This window comes from Saprospiraceae bacterium (genome assembly GCA_016712145.1).
In the GTDB taxonomy this organism is placed as follows: domain Bacteria; phylum Bacteroidota; class Bacteroidia; order Chitinophagales; family Saprospiraceae; genus Vicinibacter.
This window is the reverse complement of the sequence record JADJRO010000001.1, coordinates 506,763-529,823: the sequence shown is the minus strand read 5'-3', so window position 1 is coordinate 529,823 and position 23,061 is coordinate 506,763. Positions and strand designations below refer to the sequence as shown.

Genomic DNA, 23,061 nt, shown 5'->3' with positions numbered 1-23,061 from the left:
ATTATGATTTTAATTCAGGAACAAGCTATGCTTCTTTGTGTCCGGTATTATTTCCTGAAATAACTTCCACGATTGCGGCAAGTTCAAATATTTATAAATCAACGGTAGGGGTAGCTTCCGGTACACTGGCTTATACAAACAACCCAAATGGAGGCAAAGGACTCCGTGTAGACACTTCAAATACGGCAGGTCATTGGCAATTTAATATTAAAGGAGACAACCTTACAAAATCTACCAATTTTGCGGTCTATGTTCAAGCTAAGAAAAATGGCGCAGGCAGTGCGGATTCATTAAAATTACAATACAGTTTGAATGGAACCAGTTGGACTACTTTCAGAACAAAAGCATTGACACTGGGTAGTTGGATTCAGGATACTGCTAGTGTTCCTGGTGTATCCAATCCAGACAGTTTGTTTTTCCGTGTTACCTATTCAGGTGGCTCCGGCAGTTCACCAAAAGATCTCTACTTGGATAATTTTCAAGTTCGTGCGGATGTATGTTGTACCTATGATCCTTCTCCTTCTATTACCGGAGATGTCACAGATGAGTTTGATGCATGTAATCCTAATATTCAAGCAAGTTATTGTGACTCCCTGGTTGCAACACCTTGTGATGGATCACATTTAATTTATAGAAATTGGTCCTTAATGGATAGTTGTGGCAATTTAGCAAATGAACAAACACAATTAATCACCATCAGCGATACATCAAGACCGAAGTTTGATAAACCAGCAGATATAACTATTTATAAAGGTGCTGCAGTTGCCGATACCAATACCTTATTGGCTTATGATTTTAATAATGGAAATTCATATTCGAAATTAACACCCTACTTATATTTTGGAGTAAAATCTAAAATAGATACCAGTTCAGTTGGATTTAATACAGATACTGGTACAGTAACTGGCACACTTGCTTACCGGGTAAACAATGTTGCAGGAAAAGCTTTAAGAGTGGATACTTCTGATCGTGCAGGTTATTGGCAATTTAATGTGAGTGGTCTTTATTTACCAATTTGCAAAGATTTTGAATTATACACTCAGGCATATAAAAAAGACAGTGCAAGTGCTGACACCCTACATTATTATTATAGTTTAGACAGTGTGGTTTGGAATAAATTTGATTCGCATAAACTTACATTAGATACCTGGGTTCAAGACACTGCCAAATTTCCATTTACACAAAGTGTTACTAAATTATTTTTCAGAATTACTTATTCAGGAAGTGTTGGCAATGGACCGGCTGCTTTATTGTTAGATAATGTTCAACTTCGAGCTTTTGTTGAATACGATTCGTGCGGATACGATGCATCCCCTGATATTACCGGCGTTCCAACAAACGTAAAAGATAATTGCGATATGGATCCTCGGGTTGAATATGTAGATGAAATTACTACAGGAGCTTGTCCGGATGAAATGATTATCATGAGACGATGGATTGTTACCGACGATTGTAATAATATCAATTCGGCGATTCAAAATATTACTGCTATAGACACTGCAGCACCAACGATTATTTGTCCACCGAATATTACGGTGGATTGTGAACAATCAACAGAACCAGGTGCAACCGGATTTGCAACCGGAGAAGATAATTGCACTGATGGTATGATTGATCCAGATTATTCAGATGATATCGTACCTGGCGATTGTCCGGGAGATAAATTAATTCATAGAACCTGGACTGTTACTGACTCATGTGGTAATATGGCCAGTTGTGTTCAGGATATACAAGTGGATCCTAAGCCTGGTCCGTTTTTAACATGTCCAAATAATCAAACTGAAGCAGCTTGTCAAACTCAATCCACAATAAATAGTAAATTCAATGCTTGGTTGGCTACTGCTAGCGTCACTGGAGGTTGTAATACCATGTTTAGTAACAACAACACAGGAGCTCCAATGGCTTGTGGTGGTACTGCATCTGTAACATTTACTGCAACAAGCGATTGTGCTGATCCTCAAACTTGTGTGAGAACATTTACAGTTACGGCTGCTACTCCGATTGTATTAACCTGCCCAAGCAATGCCACTGAAGCTTCATGTCAAACACAAGCTGCAATCGATTCAAAATTTGCTACTTGGTTAAACAATGCAACCAGTACAGGAGGTTGTAATCCCGTATTTACAAACAGCGGAGGCTCTGCTCCGGATCATTGTGGTGGAAGTCGATCAGTAACTTTCACTGTTACATCAGATTGTGAAGCACCCAAAACTTGTGTTGCTACTTTTACAGTGACTAATGCAACAGCAGTTGTTTTAACATGCCCAAGCAATGCTACTGAAGCAGCTTGTCAATCGCAAGCAACAATCAATTCAAAATTTAACGCATGGTTAGCAACTGCCAGTGCTACCGGTGGCTGTAATGTTATGTTGACTAATAATAGTGGAGGAACTGCTCCTGATCATTGCGGTGGATCTAAATCTGTGACTTTTACAGCAACTTCAGATTGTGAAGCACCAAAAACTTGTGTTGCAACATTCACAGTAACAAATGCAACGGCTGTTATTTTGACTTGTCCTTCAAATGTTACAGAAGCAGCTTGTCAAACACAAGCAGCAATTGATTCTAAATTTGCAGCCTGGTTAGGAAATGCAACATTTAGTGGAGGATGCAACGGAGTTTTAACTAACAGTGGCGGTGCCGCTCCGGATCATTGTGGAGGATCAAAATCAGTTACATTTACAGTTACATCTGATTGTGAAGCACCTAAAACTTGTGTTGCTACATTCACAGTTACCAATGCAACTCCTGTTTCATTGACCTGTCCTTCAAATGTCACCGAGAATTCGTGTCAAACTCAAGCTGCTATTGATTCTAAATTTACAGCATGGTTGGCGTCTGCAAGCTTTTCAGGGGGATGTAATGGAATCTTAACAAATAATGGTGGAACTGCGCCCGATCATTGTGGTGGTTCAAAATCGGTTACATTTACCGTTACTTCCGATTGCGAAGCACCAAAAACATGTGTAGCAACATTTACTGTTACAAATGCACCTCCTGTTGTTTTAACGTGTCCATCTAATGTTACTGAAAATGCATGTCAAACACAAACTGCGATAAATACAAAATTCAATGCATGGTTGGCTACTTTAAGTACAAGCGGTGGATGCAATCCTGTTTCTACAAATAATAATACCGGTGCACCCATGGCATGCGGAGGCACTTCATCCGTTACATTTACGGTTACTTCCGATTGCGAAGCACCAAAAACATGTGTAGCAACATTTACGGTAACCAATGCGCCACCGGTGGTGTTGACATGTCCATCTAACGTTACAGAAAACGCTTGTCAAACTCAAGCAACGATCAATTCTAAATTTAGTGCTTGGCTTGCAACGGTTAGTACAAGTGGAGGATGTAATCCTGTTTTTACAAATAATAATACGGGAGCGCCAATGGCTTGCGGTGGATCCGCTTCTGTAACTTTTACAGTTACTTCAGATTGCGAAGCGCCAAAAACCTGTGTAGCTACTTTTACAGTCACGAATGCGCCTCCTGTTGTTTTAACCTGTCCATCAAACGTTACAGAAAACGCTTGTCAAACTCAAGCAACGATCAATTCTAAATTTAGTGCTTGGCTTGCAACGGTAAGCACATCAGGTGGATGTAATCCAATTTCAACAAATAACAATTCCGGTGCTCCAGACCATTGCGGTGGATCTAAATCTGTAACATTTACTGTTACTTCAGATTGCGAAGCTCCAAAAACATGTGTTGCAACATTTACAGTTACAAATGCTCCTCCAGTTGTTTTGACCTGCGCATCTAATGTCACTGAAAATGCTTGCCAAAGTCAATCAGATATTAACACAAAATTCAATAACTGGTTGAACACCACAACATTTACCGGTGGTTGTAATGGCGTCTTAACTAATAGTGGTGGCGCAGCTCCAGATCATTGTGGTGGTTCGCGTTCAGTTACATTTACAGTGACTTCTGATTGTGAAGCTCCAAAAACTTGTGTTGCTACTTTTACAGTAACGAATTCACCAGCTGTAGTTTTAACCTGTGCATCAAATGTTACAGAGGCAGCGTGCCAAACGCAAACTGTAATAAATTCAAAATTCAATGCATGGTTAGCCACAGCAAGTTTTACTGGTGGTTGTAATGGCATGATTACCAATAACAATACCGGCGCGCCGGATCATTGTGGTGGTTCTAAATCAGTAACGTTTACAGTAACATCCGATTGCGAAGCTCCAAAAACGTGTGTTGCAACATTTACAGTTAGTAATGCAACTTCCGTAGTGTTAGTGTGTCCTTCAAATAGAAATGAAGCTGCATGTCAATCGCAAACGGATATAGATACAAAATATAATAGTTGGTTAGCAACTGCATCGTTTACAGGCGGATGCAATGGGGTGTTGACAAATAACGCACCTGCTCCACCAAATCATTGCGGTGGTTCACCAATTACTGTAATATTTACAGTAACTTCGGATTGCGAAGCTCCAGTGACTTGTGAAGCAATGTTTACGGTAGATCCAGCGCCAAATGTTGTTTTAAATTGTCCAAGTAACGTAACGGAAGCGGCTTGTCAAACTCAATCAACAATTAATACGAAATTTAATAATTGGCTAGCAACCATGTCTTTTACTGGAGGTTGTAACAGTGTTTTAACTAATAACAATACGGGTGCACCGCTTGCTTGTGGTGGAACGGCCAGTGTAACCTTTACAGTAACTTCAGATTGTGAATCTCCAAAAACTTGTGTAAGAACATTTACAGTAACCAATGCACCGGCAGTTGTACTAAACTGTCCAGCAAACGTAACTGAAAATCCTTGTCAAACCCAGGCTTCAATTAATTCTAAATTTAATACTTGGATTACAACTGCAAACTTTAGCGGTGGTTGTAGTGGTGTTTTAACAAACAGTGGCGGTACTGCACCTTTAGCTTGTGGTGGCTCTACCAGTGTTACATTTACAGTGACATCAGATTGCGAGTCGCCTAAAACTTGTGTAGCAACATTTACTGTTACGAATGCACCTCCGGTTGTTTTAACATGTCCATCTAATACAACAGAACTTGAATGTCAATCACAATCAACTATTAATTCAAAATTTAATGCGTGGTTGAGTACGGTTTCACTTACAGGTGGATGTAATCCAGTTTTAACGAATAATAATACAGGTGCTCCATTAGCATGTGGCGGTACAACATCTGTAACTTTTACCGTTACTTCTGATTGTGAAACCACTCGAACATGCGTTGCGAGTTTTACTGTAACAACTGCACCTCCAGTTGTATTAACCTGCCCAAGTAATACAACTGAACTATCATGTCAGTCACAAGCGACTATTGATTCTAAGTTTGCAAATTGGTTGAGTTCTGTTTCTGTAACCGGTGGTTGCAATCCTATTACTACAAATAATAACAGTGGAGCTCCTTCAGCATGCGGAGGATCGAAATCTGTAACATTTACGGTTACATCTGATTGTGAATCTTCAAAAACCTGTGTTGCTACATTTACTGTGCAAAATGCTCCAGTAATTAGTTTGACTTGTCCTTCCAATGTAACGGAAGCTGCTTGTCAAACGCAAGCAACGATTGATTCCAAATTTTCAAATTGGATTAATACATTTAGTTATTCAGGTGGCTGCAATCCAGTTTATACAAATAATAATTCAGGTGCACCCATGGCTTGTGGTGGATCTAAATCTGTAACATTTACAGTTACTTCTGATTGTGAACCCAATAGAACCTGTGTTGCAACATTTACTGTTACCAATGCACCTATAGTTGTATTAAACTGTCCTTCAAATGTTACTGAAAATTCATGTCAGACTCAAACAGATATAAATAATAAGTTTAATGCCTGGTTAGCAACTGCAAATTTTACAGGAGGATGTAATGGTGTATTGACCAATAGTGGCGGTACTGCGCCGGATCGTTGTGGTGGATCACGATCAGTTACTTTTACTGTGACATCAGATTGTGAAGCACCAAAAACGTGTGTGGCTACATTTACCGTAAGTGATGCACCCGCTGTCGTTTTGACTTGTCCATCTAATAGAACAGAAGCTGCCTGCCAATCTCAAACTGATATCGATACCAAGTATAATAATTGGATTGCTTCAGCCACCTTTACAGGAGGATGTAATGGTGTGATGACCAACAATGCACCTGCTCCTCCAAATCGATGTGGAGGCTCTACAGTTGCAGTTACATTTACAGTAACATCAGATTGCGAAGCTCCTAAAACATGTGAGGCTTTCTTTACAGTTGATCCTGCTCCCGCAGTAGTTTTAACTTGTCCAAATAATGTGACAGAAGCAGCTTGTCAATCTCAATCAACAATTAATACAAAATTTAATAATTGGTTGGCAACCATGTCTTTTACTGGAGGTTGTAACAGTGTTTTAACTAATAACAATACAGGTGCACCACTTGCTTGTGGTGGAACTGCCAGTGTAACATTTACCGTAACGTCCGATTGTGAATCTCCAAAATCATGTGTACGCACATTTACTGTTACCGATGCACCGGCTGTGGTATTAAATTGTCCGGCCAATGTAACTGAAGCAGCCTGCCAAACACAAACTGCAATCAATACGAAATTTACAAATTGGCTCGCTACCGCAACTTTTAGTGGTGGATGTGCTTCTGTATTGACAAACAATAATACAGGTGCTCCACTTGCTTGCGGTGGTACTGCAAGTGTGACATTTACAGTTACGTCAGATTGTGAAGCGCCAAAAACATGTGTGGCAACATTTACAGTTGAATCATCACCGGTAATATTGACTTGTGCAAATAATGTAACCGAACTTGAATGTCAGTCTCAAACTACAATTGATAATAAATTTAATTCCTGGTTGACAACAGCAAGTTTCACAGGTGGTTGTAGTGGTGTTTTAACTAATAGTGGAGGTGCTGCTCCAAATCATTGCGGAGGTTCACGATCCGTAACATTTACAGTTACTTCTACATGTGAAGCTCCAGTTACATGTGTTGCTACGTTCACAGTTACAAATGCTCCAGCAGTTATTTTAAATTGTCCATCAAATACAACTGAACTTTCATGTCAGTCTCAAGCAACCATTGATTCTAAATTTTCTAATTGGTTAGCCACTGCTAACTTTACTGGGGGTTGCAATGGGGTTCTGACAAATAGTGGTGGATCCGCACCAAATCATTGCGGTGGAAGTCGTTCTGTAACATTTACCGTTACATCGGATTGCGAAGCACCAGTAACGTGTGTTGCAACATTTACAGTTCAAGATGCACCTACGGTTGTATTAACATGCCCAACTAATACAAGCGAATTAGCATGTCAATCACAAACAGACATCAACAATAAATTCAATGCTTGGTTAGGCACTGCAAGTTTCACTGGTGGATGCAACGGTGTGTTGACTAATAATAATAGTGGAGCACCGGATCATTGCGGGGGAACAGCAAGTGTAACGTTTACAGTAACATCAGATTGTGAAGCACCAAAAACATGCGTTGCAACATTTACTGTTATCGATGATACCCCAATTGTATTGACTTGTCCGACAAATGCAACCGAGAATGCATGTCAATCTCAAACAAACATCAATACAAAATTCAATAACTGGTTGGCAACTGCAAGCTTTACAGGAGGTTGTAATGGTGTGTTGACGAATAGCGGAGGCTCCGCACCGGATCATTGTGGTGGAACTGCCAGTGTAACTTTTACGGTTACATCCGATTGTGAAGCACCAAAAACATGTGTAGCAACATTTACCGTAACCAATGCACCGGTTGTTGTATTAACCTGTCCAGCTAATGCAACAGAAAATGCATGTCAATCACAAACTGACATCAACAATAAATTCAATGCATGGTTAGGTACTGCAAGTTTCAGCGGCGGATGCAATGGAATTTTAACAAATAATGCCGGCGCCGCTCCAGATCATTGCGGTGGAACGGCAAGTGTAACGTTTACCGTGACATCCGATTGCGAAGCACCGAAAACCTGTGTAGCAACATTCACCGTAACGAATGCACCAGTGGTGGTATTAACCTGTCCTACAAATGCAACAGAGAATGCATGTCAATCACAAACGGACATCAACAATAAATTCAATGCCTGGTTAGGTACTGCAAGTTTCAGCGGCGGATGCAATGGCATTCTTACAAACAATGCCGGTACAGCACCTAATCATTGTGGAGGAACTGCAAGTGTAACATTTACCGTAACATCGGATTGTGAAGCACCAAAAACATGTGTAGCAACATTCACCGTTACGAATGCACCGGCTGTGGTATTAAACTGTCCAGCAAACGTAACTGAGAATGCATGTCAATCACAAACAGACATCAATACCAAATTCAACAACTGGGTAGCAACTGCAAACTTTACAGGTGGCTGCAATGGCGTATTGACCAATAGTGGAGGTACAGCACCGCTAGCTTGTGGTGGATCAACCAGTGTAACATTTACCGTAACCTCAGATTGTGAAGCACCAAAAACATGCGTTGCAACATTCACTGTTACCAATGCACCTGCAGTAGTATTGACTTGTCCAAGTAATGTAACGGAAGCTGCATGTCAAACACAAACAGCAATCAATACCAAGTTTACGAATTGGTTAGCCACAGCTATGCACAGTGGTGGCTGCAACAGTGTACGTACAAATAACAATACAGGTGCTCCCCCAGCCTGCGGCGGAACAGCGAGTGTAACATTTACTGTTACATCAGATTGTGAAGCACCAAAAACGTGTGTAGCTACATTTACTGTACAGAGTTCACCGGTAGTATTGACATGTGCAAATAATGTAACAGAAACTGCATGTCAAACACAAACTGCAATCAATACCAAATTCAATAACTGGTTAGCTACTGCAAGCTTCAGTGGAGGTTGTAATGGAATTTTAACAAATAATGCCGGAGCCGCACCAGATCATTGCGGTGGAACTGCAAGTGTAACATTTACCGTTACATCGGATTGTGAAGCACCAGTAACGTGTGTTGCAACATTTACAGTTCAAGATGCACCTACGGTTGTATTAACCTGCCCTACAAATACAACAGAATTAGCTTGTCAATCACAAACAGACATAAATAATAAATTCAATGCTTGGTTAGGCACTGCAAGTTTCACAGGTGGATGCAACGGTGTGTTGACTAATAATAATAGTGGTGCACCTGATCATTGCGGAGGAACTGCAAGTGTAACGTTTACAGTAACATCAGATTGTGAAGCACCAAAAACATGCGTTGCAACATTTACTGTTATCGATGATACCCCAATTGTATTGACTTGTCCGACAAATGCAACCGAGAATGCATGTCAATCACAAACAGATATCAACAATAAATTCAATGCCTGGTTAGGTACTGCAAGTTTCACGGGTGGTTGTAATGGTGTGTTGACGAATAGCGGAGGCTCCGCACCGGATCATTGTGGTGGAACAGCCAGTGTAACATTTACCGTTACATCCGATTGTGAAGCACCAAAGACCTGTGTAGCAACATTTACCGTAACCAATGCACCGGTTGTTGTATTAACCTCTCCAACAAATGCAACAGAAAAATGCATGTCAATCACAAACTGACATCAACAATAAATTCAATGCATGGTTAGGTACTGCAAGTTTCAGCGGCGGATGCAATGGAATTTTAACCAATAATGCCGGCGCCGCTCCAGATCATTGCGGTGGAACTGCAAGTGTAACGTTTACCGTGACATCCGATTGCGAAGCACCGAAAACCTGTGTAGCAACATTCACCGTAACGAATGCACCAGTGGTGGTATTAACCTGTCCTACAAATGCAACAGAGAATGCATGTCAATCACAAACGGACATCAACAATAAATTCAATGCCTGGTTAGGTACTGCAAGTTTCACGGGCGGATGCAATGGCGTTCTTACAAACAATGCCGGTGCCGCTCCAAATCATTGTGGAGGAACTGCAAGTGTAACTTTTACCGTAACATCGGATTGTGAAGCACCGAAAACCTGTGTAGCAACATTCACCGTTACGAATGCACCTGCAGTGGTATTAAACTGTCCAGCAAACGTAACTGAGAATGCATGTCAATCACAAACTGACATCAATACCAAATTCAACAACTGGGTAGCTACAGCAAACTTTACAGGTGGATGCAATGGCGTATTGACCAATAGTGGAGGTACAGCACCGCTAGCTTGTGGTGGATCAACCAGTGTAACATTTACCGTAACCTCAGATTGTGAAGCACCAAAAACATGCGTTGCAACATTCACCGTTACCAATGCACCTGCAGTTGTTTTGACTTGTCCAAGTAATGTAACGGAAGCTGCATGTCAAACACAAACAGCAATCAATACCAAGTTTACGAATTGGTTAGCCACAGCTATGCACAGTGGTGGCTGCAACAGTATTCGTACAAATAACAATACAGGTGCTCCCCCAGCCTGCGGAGGAACAGCGAGTGTAACATTTACTGTTACTTCAGATTGTGAAGCACCAAAAACCTGTGTAGCAACATTTACTGTACAGAGTTCACCGGTAGTATTGACCTGTGCAAATAATGTAACAGAAAATGCATGTCAAACACAAACAGACATTAATACCAAATTCAATAACTGGTTAGCTACTGCTAGTTTCAGTGGTGGTTGTAATGGAATTTTAACAAATAATGCCGGAGCCGCACCAGATCATTGCGGTGGAACTGCAAGTGTAACATTTACCGTTACATCGGATTGCGAAGCACCAGTAACGTGTGTTGCGACATTTACTGTGATTGATGATACACCAATCGTATTAACCTGCCCTACAAATACAACAGAATTAGCATGTCAATCACAAACAGACATCAACAATAAATTCAATGCTTGGTTAGGCACTGCAAGTTTCACAGGTGGATGCAACGGTGTGTTGACTAATAATAATAGTGGTGCACCGGATCATTGCGGAGGAACTGCAAGTGTAACGTTTACAGTAACATCAGATTGTGAAGCACCAAAAACATGCGTTGCAACATTTACTGTTATCGATGATACCCCAATTGTATTGACTTGTCCGACAAATGCAACCGAGAATGCATGTCAATCACAAACAGATATCAACAATAAATTCAATGCCTGGTTAGGTACTGCAAGTTTCACGGGTGGTTGTAATGGTGTGTTGACGAATAGCGGAGGCGCTGCACCAGATCATTGTGGTGGAACTACAAGTGTAACATTTACGGTTACATCCGATTGTGAAGCACCAAAAACATGTGTAGCAACATTTACCGTAACCAATGCACCGGTTGTTGTATTAACCTGTCCAACAAATGCAACAGAAAATGCATGTCAATCACAAACTGACATCAACAATAAATTCAATGCATGGTTAGGTACTGCAAGTTTCAGCGGCGGATGCAATGGAATTTTAACCAATAATGCCGGCGCCGCTCCAGATCATTGCGGTGGAACTGCAAGTGTAACGTTTACCGTGACATCCGATTGCGAAGCACCGAAAACCTGTGTAGCAACATTCACCGTAACGAATGCACCAGTGGTGGTATTAACCTGTCCTACAAATGCAACAGAGAATGCATGTCAATCACAAACGGACATCAACAATAAATTCAATGCCTGGTTAGGTACTGCAAGTTTCACGGGCGGATGCAATGGCGTTCTTACAAACAATGCCGGTGCCGCTCCAAATCATTGTGGAGGAACTGCAAGTGTAACTTTTACCGTAACATCGGATTGTGAAGCACCGAAAACCTGTGTAGCAACATTCACCGTTACGAATGCACCTGCAGTGGTATTAAACTGTCCAGCAAACGTAACTGAGAATGCATGTCAATCACAAACTGACATCAATACCAAATTCAACAACTGGGTAGCTACAGCAAACTTTACAGGTGGATGCAATGGCGTATTGACCAATAGTGGAGGTACAGCACCGCTAGCTTGTGGTGGATCAACCAGTGTAACATTTACCGTAACCTCAGATTGTGAAGCACCAAAAACATGCGTTGCAACATTCACCGTTACCAATGCACCTGCAGTTGTTTTGACTTGTCCAAGTAATGTAACGGAAGCTGCATGTCAAACACAAACAGCAATCAATACCAAGTTTACGAATTGGTTAGCCACAACTATGCACAGTGGTGGCTGCAACAGTATTCGTACAAATAACAATACAGGTGCTCCCCCAGCCTGCGGAGGAACAGCGAGTGTAACATTTACTGTTACTTCAGATTGTGAAGCACCAAAAACCTGTGTAGCAACATTTACTGTACAGAGTTCACCGGTAGTATTGACTTGTGCAAATAATGTAACAGAAAATGCATGTCAAACACAAACAGACATTAATACCAAATTCAATAACTGGTTAGCTACTGCTAGTTTCAGTGGTGGTTGTAATGGAATTTTAACAAATAATGCTGGAGCCGCACCAGATCATTGCGGTGGAACTACGAATGTAACCTTTACTGTTACCTCAGATTGTGAGGCTCCAAAAACTTGTATTGCAAGTTTTGCAGTCACAGCAGCGCCAGGCGTAACGATAACTTGTCCGAATAATGTAACTGAAGCAGCCTGTCAAACGCAGGCTCAAATTGATAATAAATTTACAACATGGTTAGCTACGGCAACTTTTGGTGGCGGCTGTAACGGTGTGTTAACAAATAGCGGTGGTACAGCTCCTGATCATTGTGGAGGAACCTCTTCAGTTACATTTACAGTAACTTCTGATTGTGAAGCACCAAAAACATGCGTTGCAACATTTACAGTTACGAATGCACCAGCAGTTGTTTTGACTTGTCCAACGAATGCAACTGAAGTCGCATGCCAAACACAAACTCAGATCAATAATAAATTCAATGCTTGGTTAGCAACTGGAAGTTTCACGGGTGGTTGTAATGGAGTTTTGACTAATAGCGGAGGCGCTGCACCAGATCATTGTGGTGGAACTACAAATGTAACATTTACGGTTACATCAGATTGTGAAACTCCGAAAACATGCGTAGCAACATTTACAGTTTTAGATGATGTTCCTATTGTTTTAAATTGTCCAGCAAATGTTACAGAGGCAGCTTGTCAAACCCAGGCGCAGATTAATTCTAAGTTCAATACGTGGTTAGGTACTGCAAGTTTTACAGGAGGCTGTAATGGAATTTTAACCAATAATGCCGGTGCGGCTCCAGATCATTGTGGTGGAACTGCAAGTGTGACATTTACCGTTACATCAGACTGCGAAGCACCCAAAACCTGTGTAGCAACATTTACCGTAACTGCAGCAACACCAATTGTTTTAACCTGTCCAAATAATGTGACGGAAGTTGCTTGTCAAACACAAGCAGATATTAATACCAAATTTAATAACTGGATTAATTCAGTTACAACAAGTGGTGGTTGCAATCCTGTTTTAACAAATAATGGAACAGGCGCTCCTAATCATTGTGGAGGTGGCACTACAATTACTTTTACTGTTACTTCTGACTGTGATGTTCCAAAAACATGTACAGCATCTTTTGTAGTAAACGATGCTCCACCAGTTGTATTAACTTGTCCTAACAATGTTACAGAAGCTCCATGCCAAACTCAAGGCCAAATCGATACTAAATTCAATAATTGGTTAAACACAGTTAGTTTTTCCGGTGGTTGTAATTCAACTATTAATAATAACAATACAGGAGCTCCGCTTGCATGTGGTGGTTCTACTTCAGTTACTTTTACGGTTACATCTGATTGCGAACCAAATAAAACTTGTGTAGCTACATTTACCGTTACTGCTGCACCTTTGGTTGTTTTAACTTGCCCAACGAACGCAACGGAGTTAGCTTGCCAATCGCAAACAACAATTAATAATAAATTTAATACATGGATTTCAACTGCAACTGCAACCGGCGGTTGCAACAGTGTATTTACAAACAATAGTACAGGTGCACCTCCTGCTTGTGGTGGTACAGCAAGTGTAACGTTTACGGTTACATCAGATTGTGAAGCTCCTAAAACATGTGTAGCAACATTTACAGTTCAGAGTTCACCCGTTGTATTGACTTGTGCAAATAATGTAACGGAAACTGCTTGTCAAACACAAGCTGATATCAATACGAAATTTAATAATTGGATTTCAACAACAACGTTTACAGGCGGATGCAATGGGGTTTTGACTAATAGTGGCGGTTCTGCACCAGATCATTGTGGTGGTTCAACAACAGTAACTTTTACAGTTACCTCAGATTGCGAAGCACCTAAAACATGTGTTGCAACATTTGCTGTTACAGCAGCACCGGGCGTTTCAATTACATGTCCTAATAATGTGACTGAAGCAGCTTGTCAAACACAGGCTCAAATAGATTCTAAATTTTCAAACTGGTTAACAACTGCAAGTTTTGGAGGTGGTTGCAATGCCGTACTTACTAATAGTGGTGGAAGCGCACCGAATCATTGTGGAGGCTCTGCATCTGTTACTTTTACGGTTACTTCAGATTGTGAATCTCCTAAAACCTGTGTTGCTACATTTACTGTTTCAAATGCAACTGCGGTCGTATTAAATTGTCCAGCAAATACTACTGAAGCCGCTTGCCAAACACAGACTTCTATTAATACTAAATTTACTAATTGGTTAGCAACTGCAACTTTTAGTGGTGGTTGTAATGGTGTATTGACAAACAGTGGAGGTTCAGCACCTGATCATTGTGGAGGTTCAACATCAGTGACATTTACGGTTACATCAGATTGCGAAGCACCTAAAACTTGTGTAGCTACATTTACAGTAAGCAATGCAACAGCCGTTGTGCTTACTTGCCCAACAAATGCAACAGAAAATGCATGTCAAACACAAAGTCAAATTAATTCTAAATTCAATGCATGGCTAGCTACTGTTTCGACAAGCGGTGGTTGCAATCCAATGTTTACCAATAATAATACAGGCGCACCGAATGCATGTGGTGGTTCAACTACAGTTACATTTACAGTGACCTCCGATTGCGAAGCACCAAAGACGTGTGCAGCAAGCTTTACAGTTACTGCGGCTCCTACTGTAGTGTTGACTTGTCCAAACAATGTTACGGAGGGTCCATGTCAGACCCAATCACAAATTAATTCCAAATTCAATGCATGGTTGGCTACTGTGTCAACAAGCGGAGGCTGCAATCCTGTTTTTACCAATAATAATACAGGAGCACCAAATGCTTGTGGAGGTTCAGCGACTGTTACATTTACCGTAACATCAGATTGTGAAGCTCCTAAAACATGTACTGCTTCATTTGCTGTGACTGCAGCGCCGGCAGTAGTATTGACTTGTCCTAATAATGTAACGGAAGGTCCATGTCAAACACAAGGACAAATAGATACTAAATTTACAAACTGGCTTGCTACCGTTTCATTTAGCGGTGGTTGTAATGCAAGCATTGCAAATAATAATACTGGAGCTCCATTGGCATGTGGTGGATCGAAAACTGTAACATTTACAGTAACTTCTGATTGTGAAGCGCCAAAGACTTGTACTGCAACGTTTACTGTAACAGCAGCACCTGGGGTTATATTAACGTGTCCAAATAATGTTACCGAACCGGCTTGTCAAACTCAAAGTCAAATCAATACAAGTTTTACGAATTGGTTGGCTACCGTGAGTTTCAGTGGTGGTTGCAATGCAACAATATCTAATAATAATGTAGGGGCACCGCCTGCATGTGGTGGTGTTGCAAATGTGGTGTTTACTGTTACTTCAGATTGTGAAGCACCCAAATCCTGTACAGCAACGTTTACAGTTTCTGCTGCGACTGCAGTTGTGTTAACCTGTGCTAACAATGTAACTGAAAATGCATGTCAAACGCAAGCTCAAATTGATTCGAAGTTTACAGCTTGGTTAAATACTACAAACTTTACTGGTGGATGTAATGGCGTTTTGAATAATAATAATGCCGGTGCTCCAAATGCATGTGGTGGATCTACAACGGTGACCTTTACAGTGACATCGGATTGTGAAGCTTCTAAAACATGCACTGCATCATTTACAGTTCAAAGTTCACCGGTTGTTTTAACCTGTCCAAATAATGTAACTGAAAATGCATGTCAAACACAAAGTCAGATAGATTCAAAGTTTGCAGCATGGTTAGGAACTGTGAGTACTTCTGGTGGTTGTAATTCTGTGTTGACAAATAATAACAATGGAGCACCAAATCATTGCGGAGGTTCTGCATCCGTCACATTTACAGTTACGTCAGATTGTGAATCACCAAAAACCTGTGTTGCTACATTTACCGTTTCAAATGCAACTGCAGTGGTTATAAATTGTCCTACCAATGTTACAGAAGCAGCTTGCCAAACACAGAGTGCCATTAATACGAAATTTAATAATTGGTTAGCAACTGCAACTTTTAGCGGTGGTTGTAACGGTGTATTGACAAACAGTGGCGGAACAGCTCCAGATCATTGTGGTGGATCAACTTCAGTTACATTTACCGTTACCTCTGATTGTGAATCGCCAAGAACCTGTGTAGCCACGTTTACTGTGAGTAATGCTACATCCGTTACATTAACATGCCCAACCAATGTTACTGAAAATGAATGTCAGACACCCGCTCAAATCAATTCAAAATGTAATGCATGGTTAGCTACGGTTTCACCAAGCGGAGGTTGTAATTCTGTATTAACAAATAATAATACAGGAGCTCCCCAAGCCTGTGGTGGATCAACAACGGTAACGTTTACCGTAACATCCGATTGTGAAGCACCAAAAACATGCAGCGCTTCATTTACAGTAACAGCGGCGTCTCCTGTAGTATTAACTTGTCCAAGTAACGTAACAGAGGGTCCATGTCAAACCCAATCACAAATTAATTCCAAATTCAATGCTTGGTTGGCTACCGTGTCAACGAGTGGTGGCTGTAATCCTGTATTTACTAATAACAATACAGGGGCACCAAACGCATGTGGTGGTTCTACAACAGTTACATTTACTGTTACTTCAGATTGTGAAGCACCAAAAACATGTACTGCTTCTTTTGCTGTAACTTCAGCACCAGCAGTAGTCTTGACATGTCCAAATAATGTGACTGAAGCAGCTTGTCAAACTCAGTCTCAAATAGATTCTAAATTTACAAGCTGGCTTGCTACCGTATCATTTAGTGGTGGTTGTAATGCAAGTATTGCGAATAATAATACCGGTGCACCTTTGGCTTGTGGAGGATCGAAGACTGTGACATTTACCGTTACATCAGATTGTGAAGCTCCAAAGACTTGTACTGCAACGTTTGCAGTTACAACAGCACCAGTAGTTGTATTAACTTGTCCAAATAATGTAACTGAAGCTGCTTGCCAAACACAAAGTCAAATAGATACAAAATTCACAAATTGGTTAGCAACTGTTAGTTTCAGTGGTGGTTGTAATGCCAGTATTGCTAACAACAATACAGGTGCTCCTCTTGCTTGTGGTGGCTCTAAAACAGTCACATTTACAGTAACTTCAGATTGTGAAGCTCCTAAATCTTGTACTGCAACATTTACTGTCACTTCCGCTTCATCAGTTGTCTTAACTTGTGCAAATAATGTAACAGAAATAGCTTGTCAAACTCAAGCCCAAATTGATTCTAAATTTGCCAATTGGTTAAATACGGCTTCGTTTTCAGGAGGATGTAATGGTGTTTTAACAAATACCAATACAGGAGCTCCAAATGCATGTGGTGGTTCAACTACTGTAACATTTACGGTGACTTCGGATTGTGAAGCTCCTAAAACATGCACTGCATCATTTACTGTTCAGAGTTCACCGGTGGTATTAACCTGTCCGAATAATGTAACTGAAAATGCTTGTCAAACACAAAGTCAAATTGATTCGAAGTTTAATGCATGGTTGGCAACTGTTACAAGTTCTGGAGGTTGTAATTCCGTTTTAACTAACAACAATACCGGTGCTCCGAATAAATGTGGAGGAATTGCTACAGTCATCTTTACGGTTACTTCATCCTGCGAAGCTCCTAAAACATGTTCAGCGACATTTACCGTATCCAATGCAACTGCAGTTGTATTGAATTGTCCAAATAACGTGACAGAAGCTGCTTGCCAAACTCAATCACAAATAAATACGAAATTCAATAATTGGTTAGCAACTGTAACCACTTCAGGTGGTTGCAATCCTGTTTTAACTAATAATAATACGGGCGCTCCTCTTGCATGCGGTGGTACGACTTCCGTTACGTTTTCCGTAACTTCTGATTGTGAAACAACTAAAACTTGTGTTGCAAGCTTTACCGTAACTGCTGCTCCATCAGTTGTTTTAACTTGTCCTACCAATGTAACAGAAACTGCTTGTCAGACTCAAGCACAAATCAATACCAAATTCAATAATTGGTTGGCTACAGTTTCCACATCAGGTGGTTGCAACCCTGTATTTACAAATAACAATACAGGTGCTCCAAATCATTGCGGTGGTTCAACAACCGTGACGTTTACAGTAACTTCAGATTGTGAGTCCCCAAGAACATGCGCTGCTACATTTACCGTATCGGCTGCTCCAACTGTGATTTTGACTTGTCCAGCAAATGTTACCGAAACAAATTGTCAAACACAGGCTACTATTAATTCAAAGTTCAACGCATGGCTGGCAACCGTTTCTACAAGTGGTGGATGTAATCCTGTATTTACAAATAACAATACAGGTGCACCGAATGCATGTGGTGGATCTACAACGGTGACCTTTACAGTTACATCAGATTGCGAAGCTCCAAAATCTTGTACTGCAAGCTTTACAGTGACAGCAGCTCCAGCGGTTGTTTTAACTTGTCCAAATAATATAACCGAAGCAGCTTGTCAAACACAAGCACAGATAGACGGTAAGTTTACAAATTGGTTAAACTCCGTTTCATTTAGTGGTGGATGCAATGCAAGTATCTCTAATAATAATAATGGAGCACCTCCAGCTTGTGGTGGAAGTAAAACGGTAACTTTTACGGTGACATCTGATTGTGAAGCTCCAAAATCTTGTACGGCTAGCTTTACTGTAACTGCTGCTCCTGCAGTGGTATTGACGTGTCCAAACAATGTGACTGAAGCAGCTTGTCAAACACAAGCACAGATCAATTCTCAATTTAATACTTGGTTGGCAACAGTAAGTTTCAGTGGTGGATGTAATGCCAGCATTTCAAATAACAATACAGGTGCACCTAATGCTTGTGGTGGTTCAACCACTGTAACATTTACAGTGACCAGCAGCTGCGAAGCACCAAAAACGTGTACAGCAACATTTGCAGTTACTGCAGCACCAGCAGTTGTATTAAATTGTGCAAGTAATGTTACAGAAATTGCCTGTCAATCTCAAGCTACAATTGATGCTAAATTTGCAACTTGGTTGGCGACAGCTACCAGTTCGGGTGGTTGCAACAGATCACTTTCTAATAACAATACCGGAGCACCTAATGCATGTGGTGGTTCAACTACTGTAACATTTACGGTGACGTCTGATTGTGAAGCTCCAAAATCATGTACGGCTTCCTTTGTAGTTTCAAATTCACCGGTGGTATTAACCTGTCCGAACAATGTTACAGAAGCTTCCTGTCAAACGCAGACAAGTATCAATACCAAATTTAATACCTGGTTGAATACGGTTACTTTCAGTGGTGGATGCAATGCAAGTATTTCAAACAATAATGTGGGCGCACCCCAAGCTTGTGGAGGCAGTACTACTGTGACCTTTACAGTTACTTCTACTTGTGAAGCTCCTAAATCATGTACAGCCACATTTACGGTAACAACTGCGCCTGCTGTTGTATTAACATGTCCAAATAACGTGACTGAAAATGCTTGTCAAACACAATCGCAAATCAATACTAAATTTAATAATTGGTTGGCAACGGTTTCAACTTCAGGAGGATGCAATCCTGTATTGACAAACAATAATGTTGGTGCTCCACAAGCATGCGGAGGATCTACAACTGTAACATTTACAGTAACGTCAGATTGCGAATCTGCTAAAACATGTTCTGCAATATTTACAGTAACCAATGCACCTCAGGTTATTTTAACTTGTCCTGACAATCAAACTGAAGCAGCTTGTCAAACAACGGCACAAATAAATCAAAAGTTTGCTGCCTGGTTGGCAACGGCATCTGTTACGGGTGGTTGCAATAGTGTACTTTCTAATAACAACAATGGGGCTCCAAGTGCTTGCGGTGGTTCAGTAACAGTAACATTTACCGTCACCTCTGATTGCCAATCTACTGTAACATGCACTTCCGTATTCACAGTTACAACTGCCCCAGCAGTTTCCATGAGTTGTCCTGTCAACGTAACAGAAGCAGCTTGTCAAACACAAGCTAGCATCAATCAGAAATTTTCAGACTGGTTGGCAACATTAAGTGTTTCTGGTGGCTGCAATACCAACGTTTCAAATAATAATAATGGTGCACCTGCAGCATGTGGTGGTTCAAAAACTGTTATATTTACTGCTACCAGCTCATGTGAAAATCCTGTGACTTGCAGCGCAACATTTACTGTCACAGCACCATCCCCTTTGTCGGTAACTTGTCCAATTGATGTAAACTTAAATGGTTGTAGAACACAATTTGATGTAGATACTGCTTTTGTGAATTGGCTTAACAGCATTAAAACTACTGGAGGATGTAATGTGACCATTGCAAATAATAACAACGGCGCACCGAATGTTTGTGGAGGAAGTAAAACAGTTCAATTCACAGTGACCAGTAGTTGTGAATCACCTAAAACATGTTCTGCCACATTTGCGGTAATTCCATTAGCAACGCCACAGATTACTTGTCCAAATAATATTACAATCAATTGTGATGAATCAACATTGCCTTCCAGAACTGGAAATCCAACTGGCTTGGATGGTTGTGGCGATAATGGAACCATCACATATCAAGATCAAGTAGTTCCAGGTATTTGTTCAGGTAATTATATTATCAACAGAACCTGGACGATTACAGATCGCTGCGGAGGTACTGATGACTGCGTGCAAACTATTACCTTAATTGATAATAAGGCTCCTACATTTACAATGCCTAATGATATTATCATCTATACAAAACGAACAAATGCAGGAACACAAACATTAGTTAATTACGATTTCAATTTTGGAAATTCGTATGTTTCATTAGCTCCAAAATTATATAGTGGAATTACTTCGGTTATGACAAACTCGGTCAATCCGTTTATGCGTACAAATGGTACTCCATCTGCTGGCTTGGCTTTTGCAAATAATCCAGTTGCTGGAAAAGCATTAACTGTTGCAAATTCCTTCTCTTCTGGGGGTAATTGGCAGTTTAATATTTCAGGACGAAATCTTGCAGCCTTTACTAATTTTAAAGTATATGTTCAGGCATTCCGTAAAGGCACCGGCAGCGCAACCAATTTAATTATGGAAGTGAGTACCGATGCAGCAAATTGGACTACGTTTAGCAACACCGCGTTGACTACAGGTTCCTGGGTTGAATGCACCGCTACCGTACCTGGAATTTCGTATCCAACTCAATTCTATATAAGGATTCGTTATTCAGGTGGTTCAAATACAGATCCAAAAGATCTTCATATTGACAATTTCCAAATCCAGGGATATCGCGATGCTAAACTTTGTGATTTTGATGATGTACCGGATATTACAGGTTATCCTACCAATATCAGCGATGCCTGTGATCAAAATCCAACCGCTACTTATAGAGATTCTGCAGCAATTGCCGATTGTGTTTCAAAAGTTTATAGAACCTGGATAGTAACTGATGAATGTGGAAATTCGACCGTTGGAAATACCAAACAAGTGATTACGATTGAAGATACTTTAGGCCCTGTGGTTATCTGTCCTTCTGGTAGTTCATTGTCTAGAAAAGCGGATACGACTAAATGTCATTATACAGTTATCAACAACGAATTGGATGCTACTGCAACAGACGACTGTTTTGATCCATCGACTGTGAGCAATAATTGGAACAACAACAGCACATTGTCTGGAGTTCAACTTCCAGTAGGCGTTCATACGATCATTTGGACCGCTACAGATAATTGTGGCAATACATCAACTTGTTCTTTTTCCATAACGATCTTTGAAATTGAACCGCCGGTTGCGCGTTGCAAAGGAGATTCTATTCTATTGGATTCAACTGGAAATTATACAATTACAGTTAACAATATCAATGCAGGCTCTACAGATAACTGCGGAATTAAATCGATGAAATTAAATCGCTACGTGTATGGTTGCGATGATATTCCATCCAGAAAAGTAATTCTCACTGTAACTGACTCTACCGGATTATCTGATACCTGTGAGGCTGATTTAAAAATCAGAGATGGTCTGGCTCCTAAATTGACTTGTAAGAATATAAGTATCGTCTTGCCTTCAAGTGGTACCAAAACAATTACAGCTGACAGTGTTATTTCTTTTGCAAAGGATAATTGTGGTATAACTAAGAAAACTGTAACTCCAAATACTTTCACATGTTCAAGTAGTAAAGTAACCACAGTAACGGTTGAAGTAAGAGATGTCACAGGAAATACAAGTACCTGCACTGCGACTGTAACGATATCGAATACTCAGGATGCCGACTGCGATGGGGTTTGGGATGTATGCGATGTCTGTCCTGGTGGTGACGATAAAGTGGATAACGACGGGGATGGAAAGCCTGACTGTAAATTCCCACCGATCTTTCCTAAAGTCAAGAGTACCTGGAAATGTGGTACCAATCCAAATCGTGTATACATAGCTAAAATTGGTACAAATGGAAAATGTACCACGACCTGTGTAAACTATTTAACCTGGATTAATAATCCGGGACCTAATGAGTATTTGGGGCCATGTAAGACCTGTCCGGAAGGTTTACAAGGATATACCGATATTTATAAAGGACTGATTGGAGATCCGGATGATCCAGAACGGAATGCCAACGATCCTGAAAATGGTCTGCCATTCCGCATCGTACCAAATCCAAATTACGGAGTATTTGAATTAGTTTTTGATGCAATAGTAGAAGATGGCACGCTTGAAATTTATAATTTAATGGGAGAAAAAGTCTGGATGCAGCGTATAACTGAAATCACTGAACGCTTAACTATGAATTCCAATGAATTTAAAAATGGTGCTGCCGGTGTCTATCGTATTGTATTGAAAAATAATACAGGAAAGTCAGTTCAGACTTTGTTGATAATGAAGTAA

General features: G+C 40.6%; 2 protein-coding genes (1 of these 2 cut by a window edge). Both read left to right on the top strand.

Annotation, left to right across the window (positions count from 1 at the left end; translation table 11 throughout):
• Nucleotides 1–9,530 carry the 3' portion of a hypothetical protein gene (locus IPK91_02175; GenBank protein MBK8296098.1) on the top strand. 5,563 nt of this gene lie to the left of the window's left edge, so 9,530 of the gene's 15,093 nt are visible here — the last part of the coding sequence; its start codon lies off the left edge, out of view; the stop codon is at nucleotides 9,528–9,530.
• The gene (locus tag IPK91_02170; GenBank protein MBK8296097.1) at nucleotides 9,496–23,061 is read left to right on the top strand and encodes an HYR domain-containing protein; all 13,566 of its coding nucleotides are present in this window, start codon (nucleotides 9,496–9,498) and stop codon (nucleotides 23,059–23,061) included. The genes IPK91_02175 and IPK91_02170 overlap by 35 nt, the downstream gene beginning before the upstream one ends.